We start from the raw sequence: 18646 nt of genomic DNA on the forward strand, positions 1-18646 counted from the left end.
CCCGATTTTGCCGGATGGCAGTGTTGGGCGCCGCTGCTTTTCAAGATCAGGCGAATCATGGCCAGCCAGCATTGAAAGCATGGAGCAGGTCAACGCGCGGCTCTGTTGGCAGATAGGCGCCGAGACGTTCAGGGGATGCGCAGCTTGGCTTCCTGCGTCTCAGTCATGGAGTCAAAGCCGGTAAGGCTCAACCTTCCACCAGGCGGGCAGCAGGTCTTTGATTCTGTGCTGGCCGAAGCGGTCATCCAGCAGGTACACCACACCATGATCGGCGGTGGTACGTATGACGCGACCTGCCGCTTGCACGACTTTCTGCAAGCCGGGGTAGAGATAGGCATAGTCATGGCCGTTTTCTTCACCGAACATCTGCTGCATGCGCGTTTTGATTTCTTCGTTGATCTCATTGATTTGAGGCAGGCCGAGGGTGGCGATGAACGCACCAATCAGGCGTTTGCCTGGCAGGTCGATGCCCTCGCCAAAGGCGCCACCGAGCACGGCAAAGCCGATGCCCTCGGAGTGGATTGTGAAGCTGTCGAGAAAGGCCTGGCGCTCGCCTTCATTCATGCTGCGGGTCTGCACGTTGCTGGGGATCTCGGGGTACAGCGTCATGAACAGTTCGCGCACCTGCTGCAAGTAGGCATAGCTGCTGAAGAACGCCAGGTAGTTACCCGGAGCGCTCCGGTACTGCTGGGCCATCAACCGGCAGATCGGCGTGAGACTGGACTCGCGGTGCTGGTAGCGGGTCGACAGGTTGCGCACCACACGCACAGCCAACTGCTCAGCCGAGAAGGGGGATTCGACATCGATCCACTGGGTTTCCTCAGGCAGCCCCAGCAGGTCCTGGTAATACCTGGCTGGCCGCAGCGTTGCCGAGAACAGGGTGGTGGTATGGGCATCGTTGAAGCGGCTGGCAAGAAAGGGGGCCGGCACGATGTTGCGCAGGCATAGCGTGGTGTGATCGCCGATGGCCGGGGTGTCTTGCCGGGTGACATCGAACAGCGAGTGCGGGCCGTAGGCTTCGCTCAGGCGACAGAACAGCATGGCATCCAGATAGAACTGCAGCAGCAGACGGTCCTGGCCGGTGGGGTAGTCGGTCAGGTGGTCGGTGATGGCACTGACTGCCCGTTGTAGTGCTGCGACGAGCAAGTCCGGTACAGCGGGATGGATCTGGTAGTCCGTTTGCTGCACCTGATTAAGCTGTTCCCAGTGCCGGCTGACGCGCTGCAGCACGCCGCGCAGGCCGGATGGCACGATGCGACACAACTCATGAAATGCCACCTGGTCGAGTTCGGCGGTATACATGCCGCGCGCTCTGTCCACCAGATTGTGTGCCTCGTCCACCAGGATGGCGACACGCCAGTCGTTGATCTGGGCGAGGCCGTAAAGCAGGGCGCCCATGTCGAAGTAGTAGTTGTAATCGCAGACCACTACATCGGCCCAGCGACACAGCTCCTGGCTCAGGTAGTACGGACAGACCTGATGGGCGATGGCAATGGCGCGGACCTGCTCGTGAGTCAGCCAGCCCTGCTGCAGCGCAGCCTGGCGAGCTTGCGGCAACCGGTTGTAAAACCCCTTGGCCAGTGGGCAGGACTCGCCGTGGCAGCTTTTTTCGGGATGCGCGCAGGCCTTGTCACGGGCTACATGCTCCAGCACGCGCAACGGCGTGGCTATGTTCCCCTCACGCAGGCTGTGTAGAGCGTCCAGCGCCAGGCGGCGACCGGGTGTCTTGGCGGTGAGAAAGAATAGCCGATCCAGTTGCTGGCCCGGCATGGCCTTGAGTTGCGGAAAGAGGGTGCCCAGCGTCTTGCCGATGCCGGTCGTGGCCTGTGCCATGAGGGTATGGCCATCGCGAGCGCTGCGATACACCGCCTCGGCCAGTTGTCGTTGGCCTCGGCGAAAGTCCGGATAGGGGAAGCCCAGCGTATCCAGATAGGCATTGCGCCGTTCGCGGTGTGCCTCCTCCTGTTCCGCCCAGACCAGAAAGCGTTGGCATTGCAGCTCGAAGAACTGCTGCAGGCTGGTGGCGCTTATCACCTCGACGAAGGCATTTTCGGTGTGGGTGATGACGTTGAAGTAGACGACAGCCAGCTCCAGCTCTTGCAGATCCAGCTGCTGGCAAAGCAGCCAACCATAAACTTTCACTTGCGCCCAGTGCAGCGCCCGGTGGTTGGCCGGAATCCGGCTGATGTCGCCACGGTGGGTTTTGATTTCCTCCAGACGATTGCGCTCGGGGTCATAGCCATCGGCGCGGCCACTGACGAACAGCCCAGGGTAGCTGCCACTGAGCGGCAATTCGGCGAGATAATCAGCGCCACGGCGGCTGACTACGGTCTGGTGACCGGCGATGCCCTCCTGGCCAGTGGGCGAGGGGGTGAAACGCAGATCGAGATCCCCCTCCTTGGCGGTGAATTCACAAAGCGCGCGTACCGCCACCGAGTAGGTCATGCCGGGTCCCAGCTGACGTAACAGACGTCGACCGGAATACCCTGCTCGGCGGCAAAGGCCAGCCAGCGCTTCTGGTTGTCCTGCAGGCGGTCGCCGGGGCCTTTAATCTTGATCATCCGGTAGCGCTGCTCATGGGGGTAGAACTGGATCAAATCAGGCATGCCGGCGCGGTTGGCTTTCACATCCAGGAGCAGGCGGGTAAAGCAGGCCTGCAGGTGTTGCGCTGGAATGCAGTGCAGAGCCTGTTCCAGAAGCGGCTCATCGAGTAGCGACCAGAACACGAAGGGTGACTGAATACCGACTTTCTCCCGGTAGCGCTCAAGGATCAGCTGCGGGTAAGCGGAGTCCTGCAGGCGAGCCAGGCACTGATTGAACAGATCCTGACGGCGTGCATGGAAGTCCGGGCTGTAGAGATCGACGGGAGCGCGGTGGAAGGGATGGAAAAAAGCCCCTGGCAGGGGGGCAAAGATGGCCTCCCAGCAGAGCAAGCCGAACAGGCTGCACAGCAGGCCGTTCTCCACGTAATGCACGGGTGCCTGCGCGCTACTGAGGTGATCACGCACGGCCATTTCCACGCTGCCGTGCCCGGGCGTGGGCAAGGTCAGCTCGAGGCGTGATGCTTCAGCCGCCTTGGACCGCCTGGAGACGGGCAAGCCCAGCTTGCGTCGCAATCGTGTCAGGGCACGCTCAAGACGCTGACGTTCTTCATCATTTCTGGGTACGGCACTGAATGCCAATGCCTGCTCATGGGCTTCGGCATTGCGGCCCAGTTGCTCCAGCACACGAATCTGACGCCAGCGCGCCTGGGTGTCTTCGCTGTGCTGATAGGCCCCGAGCGCTTGTTCCAGCGCGCCGCACTTTTCCAGGTGCTGCGCAATCTGAAAAAGCTGCCTGGCGTGGCGGCTGTGCAGATAAGGATTGTCAGACGAAAAGGCCAGCAGCGGCGGCAACACAGCTTCGACGGACTCGTCCTCTTCGAAGCGGAGCCGCAGCGCGTGCAGGTGCAGGTAGTCCTCCAGATCCTGTCGACAGCGAAAGCCCCGGGATTGTGGGCTGATCTCCACCGATTCGTAGCGATAGATGCCCAGATCCGCCAGCACGAATTCGGACCAGTCCTGAGACAGATTGCCGAAGAACATCAAACGCAGGCGGTTACTCACATCATCCACCTGCAGGCTCAGCAGCCGATCGTTCAGCGCCGGGCACCATTGCGCGAACGGCTGCGCCGGAAGGTCCTGTGCAAGCAGTTGATCAACCAGCTTGGCTTTCTTCTGAGAGGGACGGCGATCAGGCAGAGGCAGGTGACACAGCATCTCGTCCTTGCGCAACAGGTCGGTGATTTCCACAGCAGTGAGTGGTGCCTGCTCGCTGATCCAGCCGAGCTCAAGCAAGGGATGGGCGGCAGTCAGGCAGTCGCCGAGCTCGGGGTAATTGAGCCGGCTCAGGCGAAAGTGGCAGCCGCGCCGCATGATCATGCGCACCAGCAGCCCTTGAGCCGGCCATGCGAGTGAGTGGAAGGTCTCGATGAATGTCTGTTCGTCCACTGTCAGCAAGTCGGCATATCGTTCGCTCACCCAGGCGAGCGCGATGCGAAAATTGCTGAGGTAGTAGAGTTCGGTAGCAAGCGGGGTGGGCATGGCGGCAATCACTGTATTCTTGTACAGGATTGTCCGCGTTGAGACGCGAGTGATCAACCACCGTGTGGCCCGTGCATGTCATGAGTACACAAGCGTCTACGCATTAGTCAGACCGCTACGGAGGTGCGGAGCACTCACTGGAGACGGGGGTGCTGAGTACCATCGTGTCCAGCCCAGAAAGCAGAAAAAGGGATGCCCAGGCATCCCTTTTTCCGCGCTCACTTTCGGCCTGTCAGGCTGCTTTTGTCTCGGCTTCGCGCAGCGCTCGGTTCAGGGCGCTGAACAGGGCGCGGATGCTGGCGGTGGTGATGTTTGCGTCAATGCCGACGCCATGCAGCGGACGCTCACCGTCCAGACGGACCTCGATGTAGGCGGCGGCCTTGGCACTGCTGCCGGCGCCGATGGCGTGCTCGTGGTAGTCCATGATCTCCAGCTTGACGGGCAAGGCGGCAGCCAGGGCCTCCAGCGGGCCTTTGCCGATGCCGCGCAGGTGCAGGCTGTTGCCGTCATGGATGACTTCCGCGTCCAGCGCCGTGGTGCCGTTTTCTTCCTGCAGGCGATGGCCTTTGAGGGCATAGGGCGTGACGGCCTGCAAATATTCGCCTTCGAGCAGGGCGTAGATCTGTGCGGCGCTCATCTCCAGGCCGAGGCGGTCGGTTTCCTTCTGCACCACCTGGCTGAATTCGATCTGCATCCGGCGTGGCAGGCTGATGCCGTACTCCTGCTCAAGCAGGAAGGTGATGCCGCCCTTGCCGGACTGGCTGTTGACGCGAATCACCGCCTCGTAGCTGCGACCAATGTCGGCCGGGTCAATCGGCAGGTAGGGTACTTCCCAGACACCGTCCGGGTCCTGCTGGGAGAAGCCTTTACGAATAGCATCCTGATGCGAGCCGGAGAACGCGGTATGCACCAGATCGCCGACATAGGGATGGCGCGGGTGCACCGGCAACTGGTTGCACTCCTCGACAACCTTGCGCACGGCGTCGATGTCGGAGAAGTCCAGTTGCGGATCGACGCCCTGGGTATACATGTTCAGGGCCACGGTCACCAGATCGACGTTGCCGGTGCGCTCGCCATTGCCGAACAGGCAGCCTTCGACGCGATCGGCACCGGCCATCAGGCCCAGCTCGGTGGCAGCCACGCCGGTGCCACGGTCGTTGTGGGTGTGCAGACTGATCAGCACGCTGTCACGCTTGTTGATGTGACGACCGAAATACTCGATCTGGTCGGCGTAGATATTCGGTGTGGCCGCTTCGATGGTGGCCGGCAGGTTGAGGATCAGCTTCTGCGCAGGCGTAGGCTGGAACACGTCAATCACCGCGTTGCATACCTCAACGGCAAAATCGGTCTCGGTTGAGCTGAACACTTCGGGCGAGTACTCGAAACGCCAGTCGGTTTCCGGCGCCGCAGCGGCCAGCCGCTTGATGATCTGCGCCGCGTTGACCGCAATGCTCACCACACCGGCCTTGTCCTGGTTGAAGACGATTCGGCGGAAGCTGGGTGCGGTAGCGTTGTAGTAATGGACAATTGCCTGCCTGGCGCCCTTGAGTGATTCGAAGGTGCGGGTGATCAGGTCCTCGCGCGCCTGGGTCAGTACCTGAATAGTGACGTCATCGGGGATGTGGCCACCTTCGATCAGCTCGCGGACGAAATCGAAGTCGGTTTGCGAAGCGGAGGGGAAGCCCACCTCGATTTCCTTGAGGCCCACCGCGACCAGTGTCTTGAAGAAACGCATCTTCTTTGCCGCATCCATCGGCTCGATCAGCGACTGATTGCCATCGCGCAGATCGGAGCTGAGCCAGATCGGAGCCCGGGTAATGACTTTCGACGGCCAGGTGCGATCAGGGATGTTGATAGGTGCAAAAGCACGATATTTCTTCGATGGATTCTTGAGCATGGTCATGGTGTTTCCTTGATGTTCGCTCGTGGCGACGGCAATCGAAACCGGTGTTGCCGGCTGGTTATGGTGCGAACTTAGTGCTTGTGAAAGCATTCGTGCAATAGGTTGTTTAAAATTGGCATAAATAACCTTAATTATTGATTTAGGCGCATTTATATCCTGCCTATCCGGTTTTTCATGTGCTTGCATGCCGTGGGTTTTTGCGGCCTTATGCCGCAGTCGCTTCGTCAGATAACCCATGCGATCATCCGAAGCACGGCTTACCTCAAAGCCATGTCATTGTTAATCAAGGATTTGCCGGTGCAGAAAAAACGGCTGTCGATAGTGAGCATCTGGCTTGGCCTGTTCGCCATGCTGATGATTCATGTCGGCCCGTTGTACTCGGCAATACAGACGACCCAGACAGCTGCTGCGTCGGTCAGCCAGCATCATTCGCATTCCCACCACGACCAATCTCCTTCCGCTCATGGCCACCATAAGCAGGCTTCGGGTAGCGAGCCGGCCTGGCTGGCTGCGCTGGAGATGTGCGGCTATTGCGAGCTGCTGACGCTCAATCCGCCGCTGACACTTTCCCTCGATCTGGCCCTGCCCCGGCACGAGCCGGAACATTTCCTGCCGCTACCCGACGCGCCACTGCTAGAAGCATTGCGTCGTAGCAGTGGCTACGCGCGTGCTCCGCCGCATTTCCACGCCTGATGTCTGGAGCCGTGCTGTCACGGCTGTACAACACCATTAGAAGTGGAAATGTTCATGTCCCATATTATTCGTGGCTCCCAGGCGCGCGCGCGCCTGTCCGATACTTATTCGATTCAGCCATCGCGCCTGCGTTGGCAATTCGCCCATGCGGCCCTGCTGGGCATGCTGGCCAGTGGCGCAATCGCTGCCGACCAGACCGAGCATCACGCCCATGCCGAACATGGCTCTGTGGAGCTTGCGCCCATGGTCATCACCGGCGTCGCACAGCAATCGCCGCTGACGGTGGTCACCGATCCGAAAATCCCGCGTCAGCCCGTTCCGGCCAGTGATGCCGGGGATTACCTGAAAACCATTCCCGGCTTCTCTGCCGTGCGTAACGGTGGTGTGAACAGCGACCCGGTGTTCCGGGGCATGTTCGGTTCGCGCCTGAAATTGCTGAGCAACGGCGGCGAGATGCTGGGCGCCTGCCCGAATCGCATGGATTCGCCGAGTTCCTATATCAGCCCGGATACCTTCGACAAACTGACCGTCATCAAGGGGCCGCAAAGTGTGCTCTGGGGAGCCGGCGCTTCAGCTGCGACTATTCTGTTCGAGCGTGAACCAGAGCAGTTCAGTGAACCCGACTATCGCATCAACGCCAGCCTGCTGACGGGTTCCAACGGTCGCTTCGACCGCAACCTCGACGCTGCAGCCGGCGGTGAGCAGGGTTACGCCCGGCTTATGGCCAACAGCTCCCAGGCTGACGACTATGAAGACGGCAACGGCGACACCGTGCCGTCTCGCTACGACAAGTGGAACACCGATGTTGCGCTGGGTTGGACACCAGACGCGGACACTCTGGTCGAACTGACCGCAGGGCGTGGTGACGGTTACGCACGCTACGCCGGACGCGGCATGGACGGCAGCCAGTTTCAGCGCGAAAGCCTGGGTTTGCGCTTCGAGAAGACCAATATCGGTGAGACTTTCTATGGCGTCGAGGCGCAGGTTTACTACAACTACGCCGATCACATCATGGACAACTACAGCCTGCGTGATTTCGTCCCGAGCGGAATGATGACGCAGCCGATGCTCTCTCGTGTTGATCGCCGGACGCTTGGCGGACGCTTGATCGGTACCTGGCAATGGACCGACGTCGAGTTGAAGGCAGGTGTCGATGCGCAGCGCAGCGAGCATCGCAAGGTCATGAATCCGTCCCTGCACGTCAACCAGATGGTCGCCGCGGCTGGCAGCGATGCATTGCCCTGGGTGCCGGACGCCATGTTGCACAGCTACGGGATCTTCGGCGAGCTGACCTGGCAGCTCAGCGAGCGCGATAAAATCGTCAGCGGCCTGCGCCTTGATCTGCACGAGGCGACCGATGAGCGTGTGTACTTCAACAGTCACCATCCGACGCTCAAGAATCCGATGGGGATGCCGGTCAGTCAGAATTGGAGCAACCCCACCGCGGGTGAAACCCGTCGCGACACGCTCTACAGCGGCTTTATGCGTTACGAAGAAGAGCTCGTCAGCCTGCCGGCCACCTGGTACGCCGGCCTCGGTCATGCGGAGCGCTTCCCGGATTACTGGGAGCTGTTCGTGTCCAATCCGGGGCCGGTCGGTACGGTGCAGTCGTTCGATTCGGTAAAGCCGGAAAAAACCACGCAGCTGGATATCGGCCTGCAATATGCCAAGGGACCACTGGAGGCGTGGGTTTCAGCCTATGCCGGCTTGGTCGAAGACTACATCCTGTTCAGCTACGTGCCAGGGGTTATGCCAGGCATGCTCCGCGCCGACGTCAGCAACATCGACGCCACCATAGCCGGTGCTGAAATGGGCGCAAGCTACCGTTTCAATAGCAATTGGAAGGGTGATGCGAGCCTGGCTTACGCCTGGGGCAAGAACCGCAGCGACGATCGCGCCATGCCGCAGATTCCACCACTGGAAGGGCGCCTTGGCCTGACTTACGAGCGTGACAACTGGAGTACCAGTGGTTTGTGGCGAGTGGTTGCTGCGCAGGGGCGAGTAGCCGAGAACCAGGGGACCGTGGTCGGCAAGGACTTTGACGAGAGTGCTGGTTTTGGTGTGCTGGCCGTCAATGGTGCGTATCGTCTGAACAAGCACTTCAAACTCAGTACGGGTATCGACAATCTGCTGAACAAGAACTACAGCGAGCACCTCAATCTGGCGGGTAGTGCCGGCTTTGCAGATTACGGGCTTGACCCCACCACGCGGGTCAACGAACCGGGCCGCACCTACTGGGCTCGCGTCGATATGAGCTTCTGATTCAACAGCAACAAGGGGCGGGAGCAATTCCCGCTCCGGACGTAGGTTGGCGCTGGGGCGCGGGGTGCATGGGCAGCCCGCGACGCTGGCATCAGGGATGAAGCAATGGGCAGTGGTAAAGGCTTCTCACGTGCTTCGTGCCTCAGCGCCAACCTACGATTAGAGCTGATCCGGCTCCCGGACTCGCGTCTGCTCAGGCTCCAGGTGCGGCAGCGAGGGTTCGCCACGCGTTTGCAGACCTTCGCACCAGGAACGCATATCTGCACCGCTGGGGTGTTGGAACACGCGCAGTCCAAACTCCGGCAGGATGGCCAGCAGATGGTCGAAGATGTCCGACTGGATCGCCTCGTACTGCACCCAGCCCACGGTGTTGGTGAAGCAATAGATCTCCAGAGGCAGTCCGTCCGCCGTGAGAGCCAGCTGGCGCACGATGAGGGTCATGTTCTGGTGGATGCCTGGATGGCTGCGCAGGTAGCGCTCGACATAGGCCCTGAAGGTGCCGATGTTGGTGACGCGACGGGTGTTGACCGGTTCCTGGCCACGCTCGGCGAGCTTCTCGTTCCAGGCATCGATTTCCTTGCGCTTCTCCGTCAGGTATTCCTCCAGCAGGTTGAAGCGGTACAGATGCTTGCGCTCCTCGGCATCGAGAAAGTGCACGCTCTGCTGATCAAGATAGATGGCACGCTTGATCCGCCGACCGCCACTTTCCTGCATGCCGCGCCAGTTCTTGAACGAATCGGTGATGAAGCGCTTGGTGGGAATGCTGGTGATGGTCTTGTCCCAGTTCTGGATCTTGACCGTGTGCAAGGCAATGTCGATCACGTCGCCGTCTGCATTGAGCTGCGGCATCTCCACCCAGTCGCCGACGCGGATCAGGTCATTTGAGGTGATTTGCACGCTGGCCACCAGCGACAGCAGGGTGTCCTGGAAAATCAACATCAGCACAGCAGCCATGGCGCCGAGGCCTGACAGCAGGATGAGCGGCGAGCGGTCGATCAGCGTAGCGATGATCAGGATGGTGGCAATCGCATAAATTACGATCTTCACCACCTGGAGGTAGCCCTTGATCGGGTGCAGGTACGCATCAGCACGCCGCTGGTAGAGCAGGTTGATAATGTCCAGCACCGCTGCCACGGCAAGGGCGATGGTCAGCACGATAAAGCCACCGCAGACGTTTTTCACCACCGTCACAGCCGCTTCTGGCAACCCCGGCACGGCATTGATACCGATCGACAGCACCAGTGCCGGAACAATATTGGACAGCCGCTTGATGACACCGAAGTCCTGCAGCTGTGCGTCGCGGGCGTGGCGTAGCAGGCTGTAAAGGCCGCGCACCAAAATGCGTTTGACGATCCAGTTGGACAGCCAGGCGGCGAAAACAAGGGCGGCGCAAGCCAGCAGGGTCTGCAGTTCGGGATGGGTTCTGAGCCAGGCCAGCCAGCCGGCAAACTCGTCAGTCATTGAGTACTCCGTGTTTCTGGATACAGCGGGTGTGCCGCAAGGAGGCGGACCTTAACAAATCCGCTCTCCAGTCCCAATGGCTGTCAGGTGCTACGCTTGGTTTCAGCGAATGAATTCGCGGCTGATGCTGCGGAACAGATCGGTTCCGGCACGTTCCATCCACTCGAAGGCGACCATCTCCCGCGAGACGATTTCAGCGCCAGCCTGACGCATGCGGGTCAGCGCCAGGGCCTTGTCCGAAGCGCGGCGCGAGCTGACCGCTTCCTCGACAACGAACACCTGACTGCCTCGCTCCAGCAGATCAAGCACGGTTTGCATCACGCAGACATGGGTTTCGCAGCCGCACACCACGAACTGCGGTCGTTCGCCGCCGGGGCGCTTGAACAGTTCACCGTCGGCAGCGCTGGAAAACTCCATCTTTTCCAGAATCGACTCGGCTTCGACCCCTTCGCGCAGCGTAGCGACCGTCGGTCCCAGGCCCTTGCTGTACTGCTCGGTGATCAATGTCGGAACACCCACGCGCTGGGCAACCTGCTGCAGCCAGGCGGTGTTTTCGATCATCGTGGCGCCGTCGAGAATGGCCGGCAGCAGGCGTTCCTGAATGTCGATGATGAGCAGGGTGGATTGGGTGGCTCTGATACGCATGTTGTTGATCCTTGTTGTTGTGATTCAGGGCTTGAATGCGCCGATGAAGATCGACGGATCGACACGGGCATCGTTAAGGCTGACGTTCCAGTGCAGGTGCGGCCCAGTGGCGCGACCCGTTGCGCCGACCTTGCCGAGAGTGTCGCCGCGACCCAGCTGATCGCCGACCTTCACGTCGACGGCTGAGAGGTGGCAGAACATGCTGATCAGCCCCTGGCCGTGGTCGAGGAATACCGTCTTGCCGTTGAAGAAATAGTCGCCAGTCAGGATCACCTTGCCCGCCGCTGGCGCCTTGATCGGTGTGCCGGCTTTGGCGGCGAAATCAAGCCCCGAATGCGGGTTGCGCTCTTCGCCATTGAAAAACCGGCGCAGGCCAAAAGGGGACGAAAGCGGGCCATCGACGGGCCTGTCGAACAGCAGGTTGCTGGGCTGGGTGGGGCTGAACTGGCGATAGGCAGCGGTCTGTTCGGCCAGCTCGCGCTCGATTCGTCTGAGATCGTCGGGGTTGGGATTGACCTGGCGCTGGTTCTTCAGGGTGATGTGCTGCGCACGGTATTCGCGAGGCTGGACCTGAAAGCTGCGCGGGCTGCCATCAACCTGCACCTGCTGCTGGCCGGGCTTGACGGTGAGCGGGATGCCGAGGATGGCGATCCAGCGCTGGTCGTCTTCGCGAATTACCAATGCCGGTTTGTCCTGATAGCGTACTTGCGGCGGGGTGGCCCCGTTACCCAGGCTCATTACCGCGACGCCACCCGGTACAGGCTTGTTCAGTAGGCGAGTAATGAAGCCTTCGGCATGCACGGGAAGGGTAAAGGCGAGTGACAACAGCAGGGCAATAACACGGGGCATGAGCGGTTCCGCTTGAGAAGGACGGTTCATCCTCGCGTAAACGCCAGGCGAGGGGAAGGGCCCGGCGTCGAGGCATGGAGGCCGACGGGCTGATGTGCTGCGGAAGGTAATTCAGACAAGGCTCGGGAGAAGTACCGGAAGCCTTGTTTCAGAGCAGCGGCAGCGTAACCGGCTGCAGGTGGTTGTCTTCGACCCGCACATCCAGTTCGCCTTCGCCGAGACGGGCCTTGAGGCGTTGGCCGGGGAGCGTCTGACTGGCGCAGCGAACTGCCTGACCACGTTCATCCAGCAGGATGCTGTAGCCCCGGGACAATGTTGCCAGCGGGCTGACGGCATTGAGCGTCTGCGCCAGACCCTGCAAGTGCTGGCGGCGGCTGTTCAGGCTCTCCTGCATGGCGCGCGGCATGCGCCCGGACAGATGCTCCAGGCGCTGGCGCAGCAGTGTCAGTGTGCGCCCCGGATGTTGTGCGCCGAGGCGAGTGTCGAGTCGGGCCAGCCGTTCCTGGCTGGCGCCCAGGCGGCGCTCGATGCCGTGTAACAGACGTCGTTCGAGGTCATCAATGCGCTGGGATTGCTGTTGCAAACGCTCACCGGGATGGCGCAAGCGCTGGCTCAGACCTTCGAGGCGCGAGTGTTCACGATAGAGGCGTTCGCGCATACGCAGTAGGAGCCGCTGGCGCAGGCTTTCCAGACGCTGGCGGATATCCGTGCTGCTGGGGGCGAGCAGTTCGGCTGCGGCAGAGGGCGTCGGTGCCCGCACATCGGCCACGAAATCGGCAATGGAAACGTCGGTTTCGTGGCCGACCGCCGAGATGATGGGTGTCTGGCAGGCCGCCACGGCGCGCGCGACAGACTCTTCGTTGAAGCACCAGAGGTCTTCCAGTGATCCGCCACCACGCGCCAGGATCAGTGCATCGAAACCTCCACGATCCGCCAGTTCGATGGCGCGGACGATCTGCGGCGTCGCTTCGCGTCCCTGCACGGCGGTCGGTATCAACGTCAGCGTCACATGGGGGGCGCGCCTGCGAAATACCGAAATGATGTCGCGAATCACCGCGCCGGTGGGCGAGCTGACGATACCGATGCGCCGCGGGTGAGCGGGCAGGATGCGTTTGCTGTCGGTGTCGAACAGCCCTTCGGCAGCAAGCTTGTCCTTCAGCGCTTCGAAGGCCAGACGCAGGGCGCCGTCGCCAGCCGGCTCCAGTGAGTCGAGAATCAGCTGGTAATCGCCGCGCCCCTCGAATAGCGAAACCTTGCCGCGCACCTTGACGGCCAGCCCGTCACGCAACGCCTGGCGCACCCGCAGGGCGTTCTGCCGGAACAGGGCGCAACGCACCTGGGCGTTCTTGTCCTTGAGGGTGAAATAGATGTGTCCGGAAGCAGGGCGGGCCAGATTGGAAATCTCGCCTTCGACCCATATCTGGGCAAATACGTCTTCGAGCAACAGCCTGGCACGGCCATTGAGCTGGCTGACGGTAAGGACTTCACGGTCGAGGTTGAGGCGCTGGAACGGGTCTTTGAGCATGGGCGGCATGATAAAGCCTTGCAGGTGGTGAGGGGCAAAATCTCTTTCGGTGCGCAATCAGGCTGCAGAAATCTGTGCGGCACCGTACCATCGGTCGCTTTTACCCAAAGAGGTCGCGTTGCCGCCGAGGGTATTCATCCACTCAGGAGCTGTGTTCGATGAGCAAGCAGATTCGTATTGGTATCGCCGGTTACGGCAATCTCGGTCGGGGCGTCGAAGCCGCCATCGGCAAGAACCCGGACATGACGCTGGTGGGCATTTTCACGCGCCGTGCCCCCGCAGATCTGGTGCCGCTGGTTGCCGATACGCCTGTTTATCCGATGAGTGAACTGGACGAGCATCGCCAGGCCATCGATGTACTGATTCTCTGCGGTGGCTCCAAGGATGACCTGCCCGAGCAGGGGCCGCAGCTGGCGGCGATGTTCAACACCGTGGACAGTTTCGATACCCATGCGCGTATTCCCGAATACTTCGCAGCGGTGGACGAGCCTGCGCGTGCCAACGGCAAGACGGCGCTGATCTCCATTGGCTGGGACCCGGGTATGTTTTCCATCAACCGCCTGTATGGCGAAGCGCTGTTGCCTGATGGCGTGACCTACACTTTCTGGGGCAAAGGACTGAGCCAGGGGCATTCCGATGCCGTGCGCCGGGTGCCGGGTGTCAAGGCCGGCGTGCAGTACACGCTGCCTTCGCCCGTAGCCATCGACCGCGTGCGCAGCGGCGCGCGCCCCGAGCTGACCACGCGGGAAAAGCACACCCGCGAATGCTTTGTGGTGCTTGCCGCTGGGGCCGATGCAGGCGCCGTGGAGCAGGCCATCGTCAGCATGCCGAACTACTTCGCCGACTATGACACCAGCGTCAACTTCATCAGCGAAGAGCAGCTGCGTCGGGATCATCAGCGCATGCCCCACGGGGGCTTCGTGATTCGCAGCGGTAACACCAGCGAAGCGCACGCCCAGGTCATCGAGTATTCACTGCAACTGGAGAGCAACCCCGAATTCACCGCCAGTGTGCTGGTGGCCTATGCGCGCGCGGCCTACCGGCTGAACCAGCAAGGCCAGTTTGGCGCGAAGACAGCCTTCGACGTAGCGCCCGGTTTGCTGTCGCCCAAAACCGCGGAGCAACTGCGCGCCGAACTGCTGTAACGCACAGTCTGCGTTTCACGCTCCGCAGGCGCCGCTCCTGCTTGCGAAAGGTGCCACGCTGCGTGTGTTGGACCTTTCGCGCGCACGGCCCACACTGGCGGAAGTGGGCAGGGTATTTCAGTCAGGAATGTTCATGAACAACCGGCAATTCATCATTGCGCCACAGGTTTCCAGCTATCCCGGATCGCGGACGCAGGCACGCAAGATTCTGCGCTGGCTGAGCGGGCTTGGTGTCGTCGAGCCGCAACTCAGCGCTTGTGGCATGCGTCCTGGTGCGCTCGGCTATGCGATGGCGCCGGGGGCTGAGCGGGTGCTGGATCTGCCTGTGGGTCACAGCCTGCCCCTGGGGCAGCCCCGTAGCGGGCTGGAAATTGTTACGGATCGCTGTCTTTTCATGCCGGAACGTGATTTCGAGAAAGAGGCTGGTTGCCCGCATTGTCGTCGCGAGATAGGCGAGGCTCTGTTCGAGCATCTGGAAACCTGGATGCCGGGGGAAACCGACAATTTCGAGTGCCCGGAATGTGCCTTCGAGGATGACATCAACGGGTTTATCTTTCCTCAGCCATGCGCCTTCAGCGATCTGGGATTCATCTTCAACAACTGGCCGGGCGAATATTTCCTGCGAGGCTTTCTCGACGAGTTCAGCGACAGGCTAGGTTTTCCGATTCGCCAGGTCAGAGTGCGCCTCTGAATTGTCAGGGGGCGACGATGCGGTCATAGGCGCGTTGAGTGCAGCCGCTCTGGCAGGTATAATGCCGCGCTTCCTTTTTCCCGCCTGGGGAGCCCCACCATGCTGCGTATCAGCCAAGAAGCTCTGACATTCGATGATGTTCTCCTGATCCCCGGATATTCCGAGGTTCTGCCCAAAGATGTCAGCCTCAAAACTCGCCTGACCCGCGGGATCGAGCTGAATATTCCCCTGGTTTCCGCAGCCATGGACACCGTCACCGAAGCCCGCCTGGCCATCGCCATGGCGCAGGAAGGCGGCATCGGCATCATTCACAAGAACATGAGCATCGAGCAGCAGGCCATCGAAGTGCGCAAGGTCAAGCGCCACGAAACGGCCATCGTTCATGATCCTGTCACCGTTACGCCGGAAACCAAGATCAGCGAGTTGCTGCGCAAGGCACGCGAACTGGGCTTCTCCGGTTTCCCGGTGGTGTCCGGCAAGGAACTGGTAGGCATCGTTACTGGCCGTGACCTGCGTTTCACACCGAACGCCGGAGACTCCGTGGCGGCAATCATGACGCCCAAGGACAAGCTGGTCACCGTGCTCGAAGGCACCGGCCTGGAAGAAATCAAGACCAAGCTGTACGAGCACCGCATCGAGAAGATGCTGGTAGTCGACGACAACTTCCACCTGCGCGGCCTGGTGACCTTTCGCGATATCGAGAAGGCCAAGACCTACCCGTTGGCATCCAAGGATGAGCAGGGGCGCCTGCGTGTCGGCGCTGCCGTGGGCACTGGCGCGGACACTGCCGAGCGTGTCGAGGCGCTGGCCGCTGCCGGTGTAGACGTGGTGGTGGTGGATACCGCTCACGGCCACTCCAAGGGCGTGCTCGACCGCGTGCGTTGGGTGAAACAGAACTTCCCGCAGGTACAGGTGATCGGCGGCAATATCGCCACCGGCGAAGCGGCGCTGGCGCTGGTTGAGGCCGGTGCTGATGGTGTCAAGGTGGGTATCGGCCCAGGCTCGATCTGCACCACGCGTATCGTTGCAGGTGTCGGCGTACCGCAGATTTCAGCCATCGCCAACGTGGCTGCTGCGCTGCAGGGCACCGGTGTGCCGATGATCGCCGATGGCGGCATCCGCTTCTCCGGCGACCTGTCAAAGGCCATCGTTGCCGGCGCCAACGCGGTGATGATGGGCTCGATGTTTGCCGGCACCGAAGAGGCGCCGGGTGAAATCGAACTGTTCCAGGGCCGTTCCTACAAGGCCTACCGCGGCATGGGCTCGCTGGGCGCCATGTCCCAGGCCCAGGGCTCCTCGGACCGCTATTTCCAGGATTCCTCTGCAGGCGCCGAGAAACTCGTACCCGAAGGCATCGAAGGTCGTGTGCCATACAAGGGTTCGCTGGCGGCAATCATCCATCAGCTGATGGGCGGCCTGCGTGCTTCCATGGGCTATACCGGCTGCGCCACTGTCGACGAGATGCGTACCCGGCCGCAGTTCGTGCGCATCACGGGTGCCGGTATGGCCGAATCGCACGTGCATGATGTGCAGATCACGAAAGAGGCGCCGAACTACCGGGTCGGTTGATCCAGCCTCGATTAACAGGCGCTGGAAGCTGGAAGCTGGATGCTGGAAGTCGTAACTTCGGGCCTCTGCTTCCAGCTTCTGGCTTTCAGCTTCAAGCTTTTTCCGAAGGAAAGCCCATGTCTCACCCCGACATTCACGCCCATCGCATTCTCATCCTCGATTTCGGCTCTCAATACACTCAGCTGATCGCGCGTCGCGTGCGTGAGCTTGGCGTCTATTGCGAACTGCATCCCTTCGACATGAGCGATGAGGACATCCGCGAATTCAACCCGCGCGGGATCATCCTCGCCGGCGGCCCTGAGTCCGTGCATGCCGAAGGCAGCCCACGCGCGCCGCAGGCGGTGTTCGATCTGAACGTGCCGCTGTTCGGTATCTGCTACGGCATGCAGACCATGTCCGAGCAGCTTGGCGGCAGGGTTCAGGGTTCCGATGAGCGCGAATTCGGTTATGCCCGTGTCGATCTGGTCGGCAAGTCGAAGCTGTTCGATGGCATCGAGGATCACATGGACGACGACGGCATGTTCGCCCTCGATGTCTGGATGAGCCACGGCGACAAGGTCACCGATCTGCCGGAAGGCTTCCATATCCTGGCCAGCACCCCGAGCTGCCCGATCGCTGCCATGGGTGACGATACGCGTGGCTACTACGGCGTACAGTTCCATCCCGAAGTGACCCACACCCGTCAGGGCGGACGCATCCTTTCGCGCTTCCTGCTGGATATCTGTGGCTGTGAAGCCCTGTGGACTCCGTCCAACATCGTCGATGATCTGATCGAACAGGTCCGCGCTCAGGTCGGCTCGGCCAACGTGCTGCTGGGCCTGTCTGGTGGCGTCGATTCCTCGGTGGTCGCGGCGCTGCTGCACAAGGCTATCGGTGACCAGTTGACCTGCGTGTTCGTTGACAACGGCCTGCTGCGCCTGCACGAAGGCGACCAGGTGATGGCGATGTTCGCCGAGAACATGGGCGTCAAGGTGATCCGCGCCGATGCCGAGGCCCAGTTCCTCGGCAACCTGGAAGGCGAGGCCGACCCGGAGAAGAAGCGCAAGATCATTGGTCGCACCTTTATCGACGTATTCGATGCCCAGGCCAGCAAACTCGACAATATCCAGTTCCTCGCCCAGGGCACCATCTACCCGGACGTGATCGAGTCTGCCGGTGCCAAGAGCGGCAAGGCTCACGTGATCAAGTCGCACCACAACGTCGGTGGCCTGCCGGAGGAGATGAACCTCAAGCTGGTCGAGCCGCTGCGTGAATTGTTCAAGGATGAGGTACGCAAGATCGGTCTCGAACTCGGCCTGCCTTACGACATGGTCTATCGCCATCCTTTCCCCGGCCCGGGACTCGGTGTACGCATTCTTGGCGAAGTGAAGAAGGAATACGCCGACCTGCTGCGTCGTGCCGACCACATCTTCATCGAGGAACTGCGCAACTTCGACTGGTACCACAAGACCAGCCAGGCCTTCGTGGTGTTCCAGCCGGTCAAGTCGGTCGGTGTGGTGGGTGATGGCCGCCGTTACGCCTGGGTCGTCGCGCTGCGCGCCGTGGAAACCATCGACTTCATGACGGCCCGCTGGGCGCACCTGCCCTACGAGCTGCTGGAGAAGGTCTCCAACCGCATCATCAATGAGATCGAAGGCATCTCCCGCGTCACCTACGACGTGTCGAGCAAGCCGCCGGCGACCATTGAGTGGGAGTGAATTTACGTCCTTCGAGGACTATCGCCAGCTATCGAAAAGTCGCCGTAACGTGTTGATCTGTTAGGGAAATACGTCACGGCATCTATCGGTGGCTATCGCCGGCCAGCAAAATAAGTTGACGGTA

Annotated in this window: 13 protein-coding genes; 6 read left to right on the plus strand and 7 right to left on the minus strand. The window is 61.0% G+C overall.

Annotation, left to right across the window (positions count from 1 at the left end; genetic code table 11):
- Window positions 1-171: 171 nt before the first annotated feature.
- From NAV32_RS08915 to leuA, 3 genes are all read right to left on the minus strand, one after another.
- Window positions 172-2445: an ATP-dependent DNA helicase gene (locus NAV32_RS08915; protein ID WP_256052446.1), complete on the minus strand. Its 2274-nt coding sequence runs from the start codon at window positions 2443-2445 to the stop codon at window positions 172-174.
- Window positions 2442-4082, minus strand: a complete 1641-nt coding sequence (locus tag NAV32_RS08920; protein ID WP_256052447.1) for a VRR-NUC domain-containing protein — start codon at window positions 4080-4082, stop codon at window positions 2442-2444. The genes NAV32_RS08915 and NAV32_RS08920 overlap by 4 nt, the downstream gene beginning before the upstream one ends.
- Before the next feature lie 232 nt (window positions 4083-4314).
- The gene (gene leuA / locus NAV32_RS08925) at window positions 4315-5985 is read right to left on the minus strand and encodes a 2-isopropylmalate synthase (RefSeq protein ID WP_256052448.1); all 1671 of its coding nucleotides are present in this window, start codon (window positions 5983-5985) and stop codon (window positions 4315-4317) included.
- A gap of 321 nt (window positions 5986-6306) precedes the next feature.
- Between leuA and NAV32_RS08930 the strand changes: the two genes are divergently transcribed.
- Complete coding sequence (locus NAV32_RS08930; protein WP_256052507.1) at window positions 6307-6678, plus strand: DUF2946 domain-containing protein; 372 nt, start codon at window positions 6307-6309, stop codon at window positions 6676-6678.
- 54 nt (window positions 6679-6732) lie between these two features.
- A complete protein-coding gene (locus NAV32_RS08935; RefSeq protein WP_256052449.1) occupies window positions 6733-8940 on the plus strand; it encodes a TonB-dependent copper receptor in 2208 nt (735 codons plus the stop codon).
- 159 nt (window positions 8941-9099) lie between these two features.
- On the opposite strand, the gene NAV32_RS08940 is transcribed toward NAV32_RS08935, so the two are convergent.
- The 4 genes from NAV32_RS08940 to xseA all read right to left on the minus strand — a co-directional run bounded on the left by NAV32_RS08940 (window position 9100) and on the right by xseA (window position 13420).
- Window positions 9100-10401: a mechanosensitive ion channel family protein gene (locus NAV32_RS08940; protein WP_256052450.1), complete on the minus strand. Its 1302-nt coding sequence runs from the start codon at window positions 10399-10401 to the stop codon at window positions 9100-9102.
- A 102-nt stretch (window positions 10402-10503) separates the two neighbouring features.
- The gene (locus NAV32_RS08945) at window positions 10504-11046 is read right to left on the minus strand and encodes a hydrolase (protein ID WP_256052451.1); all 543 of its coding nucleotides are present in this window, start codon (window positions 11044-11046) and stop codon (window positions 10504-10506) included.
- Window positions 11047-11070: 24 nt separating this feature from the next.
- Window positions 11071-11895, minus strand: coding sequence for a peptidoglycan DD-metalloendopeptidase family protein (locus NAV32_RS08950; RefSeq protein ID WP_256052452.1), 825 nt, complete (start codon window positions 11893-11895; stop codon window positions 11071-11073).
- Window positions 11896-12043: 148 nt separating this feature from the next.
- The gene (gene xseA / locus NAV32_RS08955; protein ID WP_256052508.1) at window positions 12044-13420 is read right to left on the minus strand and encodes an exodeoxyribonuclease VII large subunit; all 1377 of its coding nucleotides are present in this window, start codon (window positions 13418-13420) and stop codon (window positions 12044-12046) included.
- 158 nt (window positions 13421-13578) lie between these two features.
- Between xseA and NAV32_RS08960 the strand changes: the two genes are divergently transcribed.
- The 4 genes from NAV32_RS08960 (at window position 13579) to guaA (ending at window position 18522) form a co-directional block, all read left to right on the plus strand.
- Window positions 13579-14565: a diaminopimelate dehydrogenase gene (locus NAV32_RS08960; RefSeq protein WP_256052453.1), complete on the plus strand. Its 987-nt coding sequence runs from the start codon at window positions 13579-13581 to the stop codon at window positions 14563-14565.
- A 133-nt stretch (window positions 14566-14698) separates the two neighbouring features.
- Window positions 14699-15256, plus strand: a complete 558-nt coding sequence (locus NAV32_RS08965) for a sugar ABC transporter ATPase (protein ID WP_256052454.1) — start codon at window positions 14699-14701, stop codon at window positions 15254-15256.
- Window positions 15257-15355: 99 nt separating this feature from the next.
- Window positions 15356-16825 carry an IMP dehydrogenase gene (gene guaB, locus NAV32_RS08970; RefSeq protein ID WP_256052455.1) on the plus strand — a complete coding sequence of 490 codons (1470 nt, stop codon included), beginning with the start codon at window positions 15356-15358 and terminating at the stop codon, window positions 16823-16825.
- 116 nt (window positions 16826-16941) lie between these two features.
- Complete coding sequence (gene guaA, locus NAV32_RS08975; protein ID WP_256052456.1) at window positions 16942-18522, plus strand: glutamine-hydrolyzing GMP synthase; 1581 nt, start codon at window positions 16942-16944, stop codon at window positions 18520-18522.
- Window positions 18523-18646 lie beyond the last annotated feature (124 nt).

The sequence above is a fragment of the Stutzerimonas stutzeri genome (genome assembly GCF_024448695.1).
GTDB classification, from domain to species: domain Bacteria; phylum Pseudomonadota; class Gammaproteobacteria; order Pseudomonadales; family Pseudomonadaceae; genus Stutzerimonas; species Stutzerimonas stutzeri_T.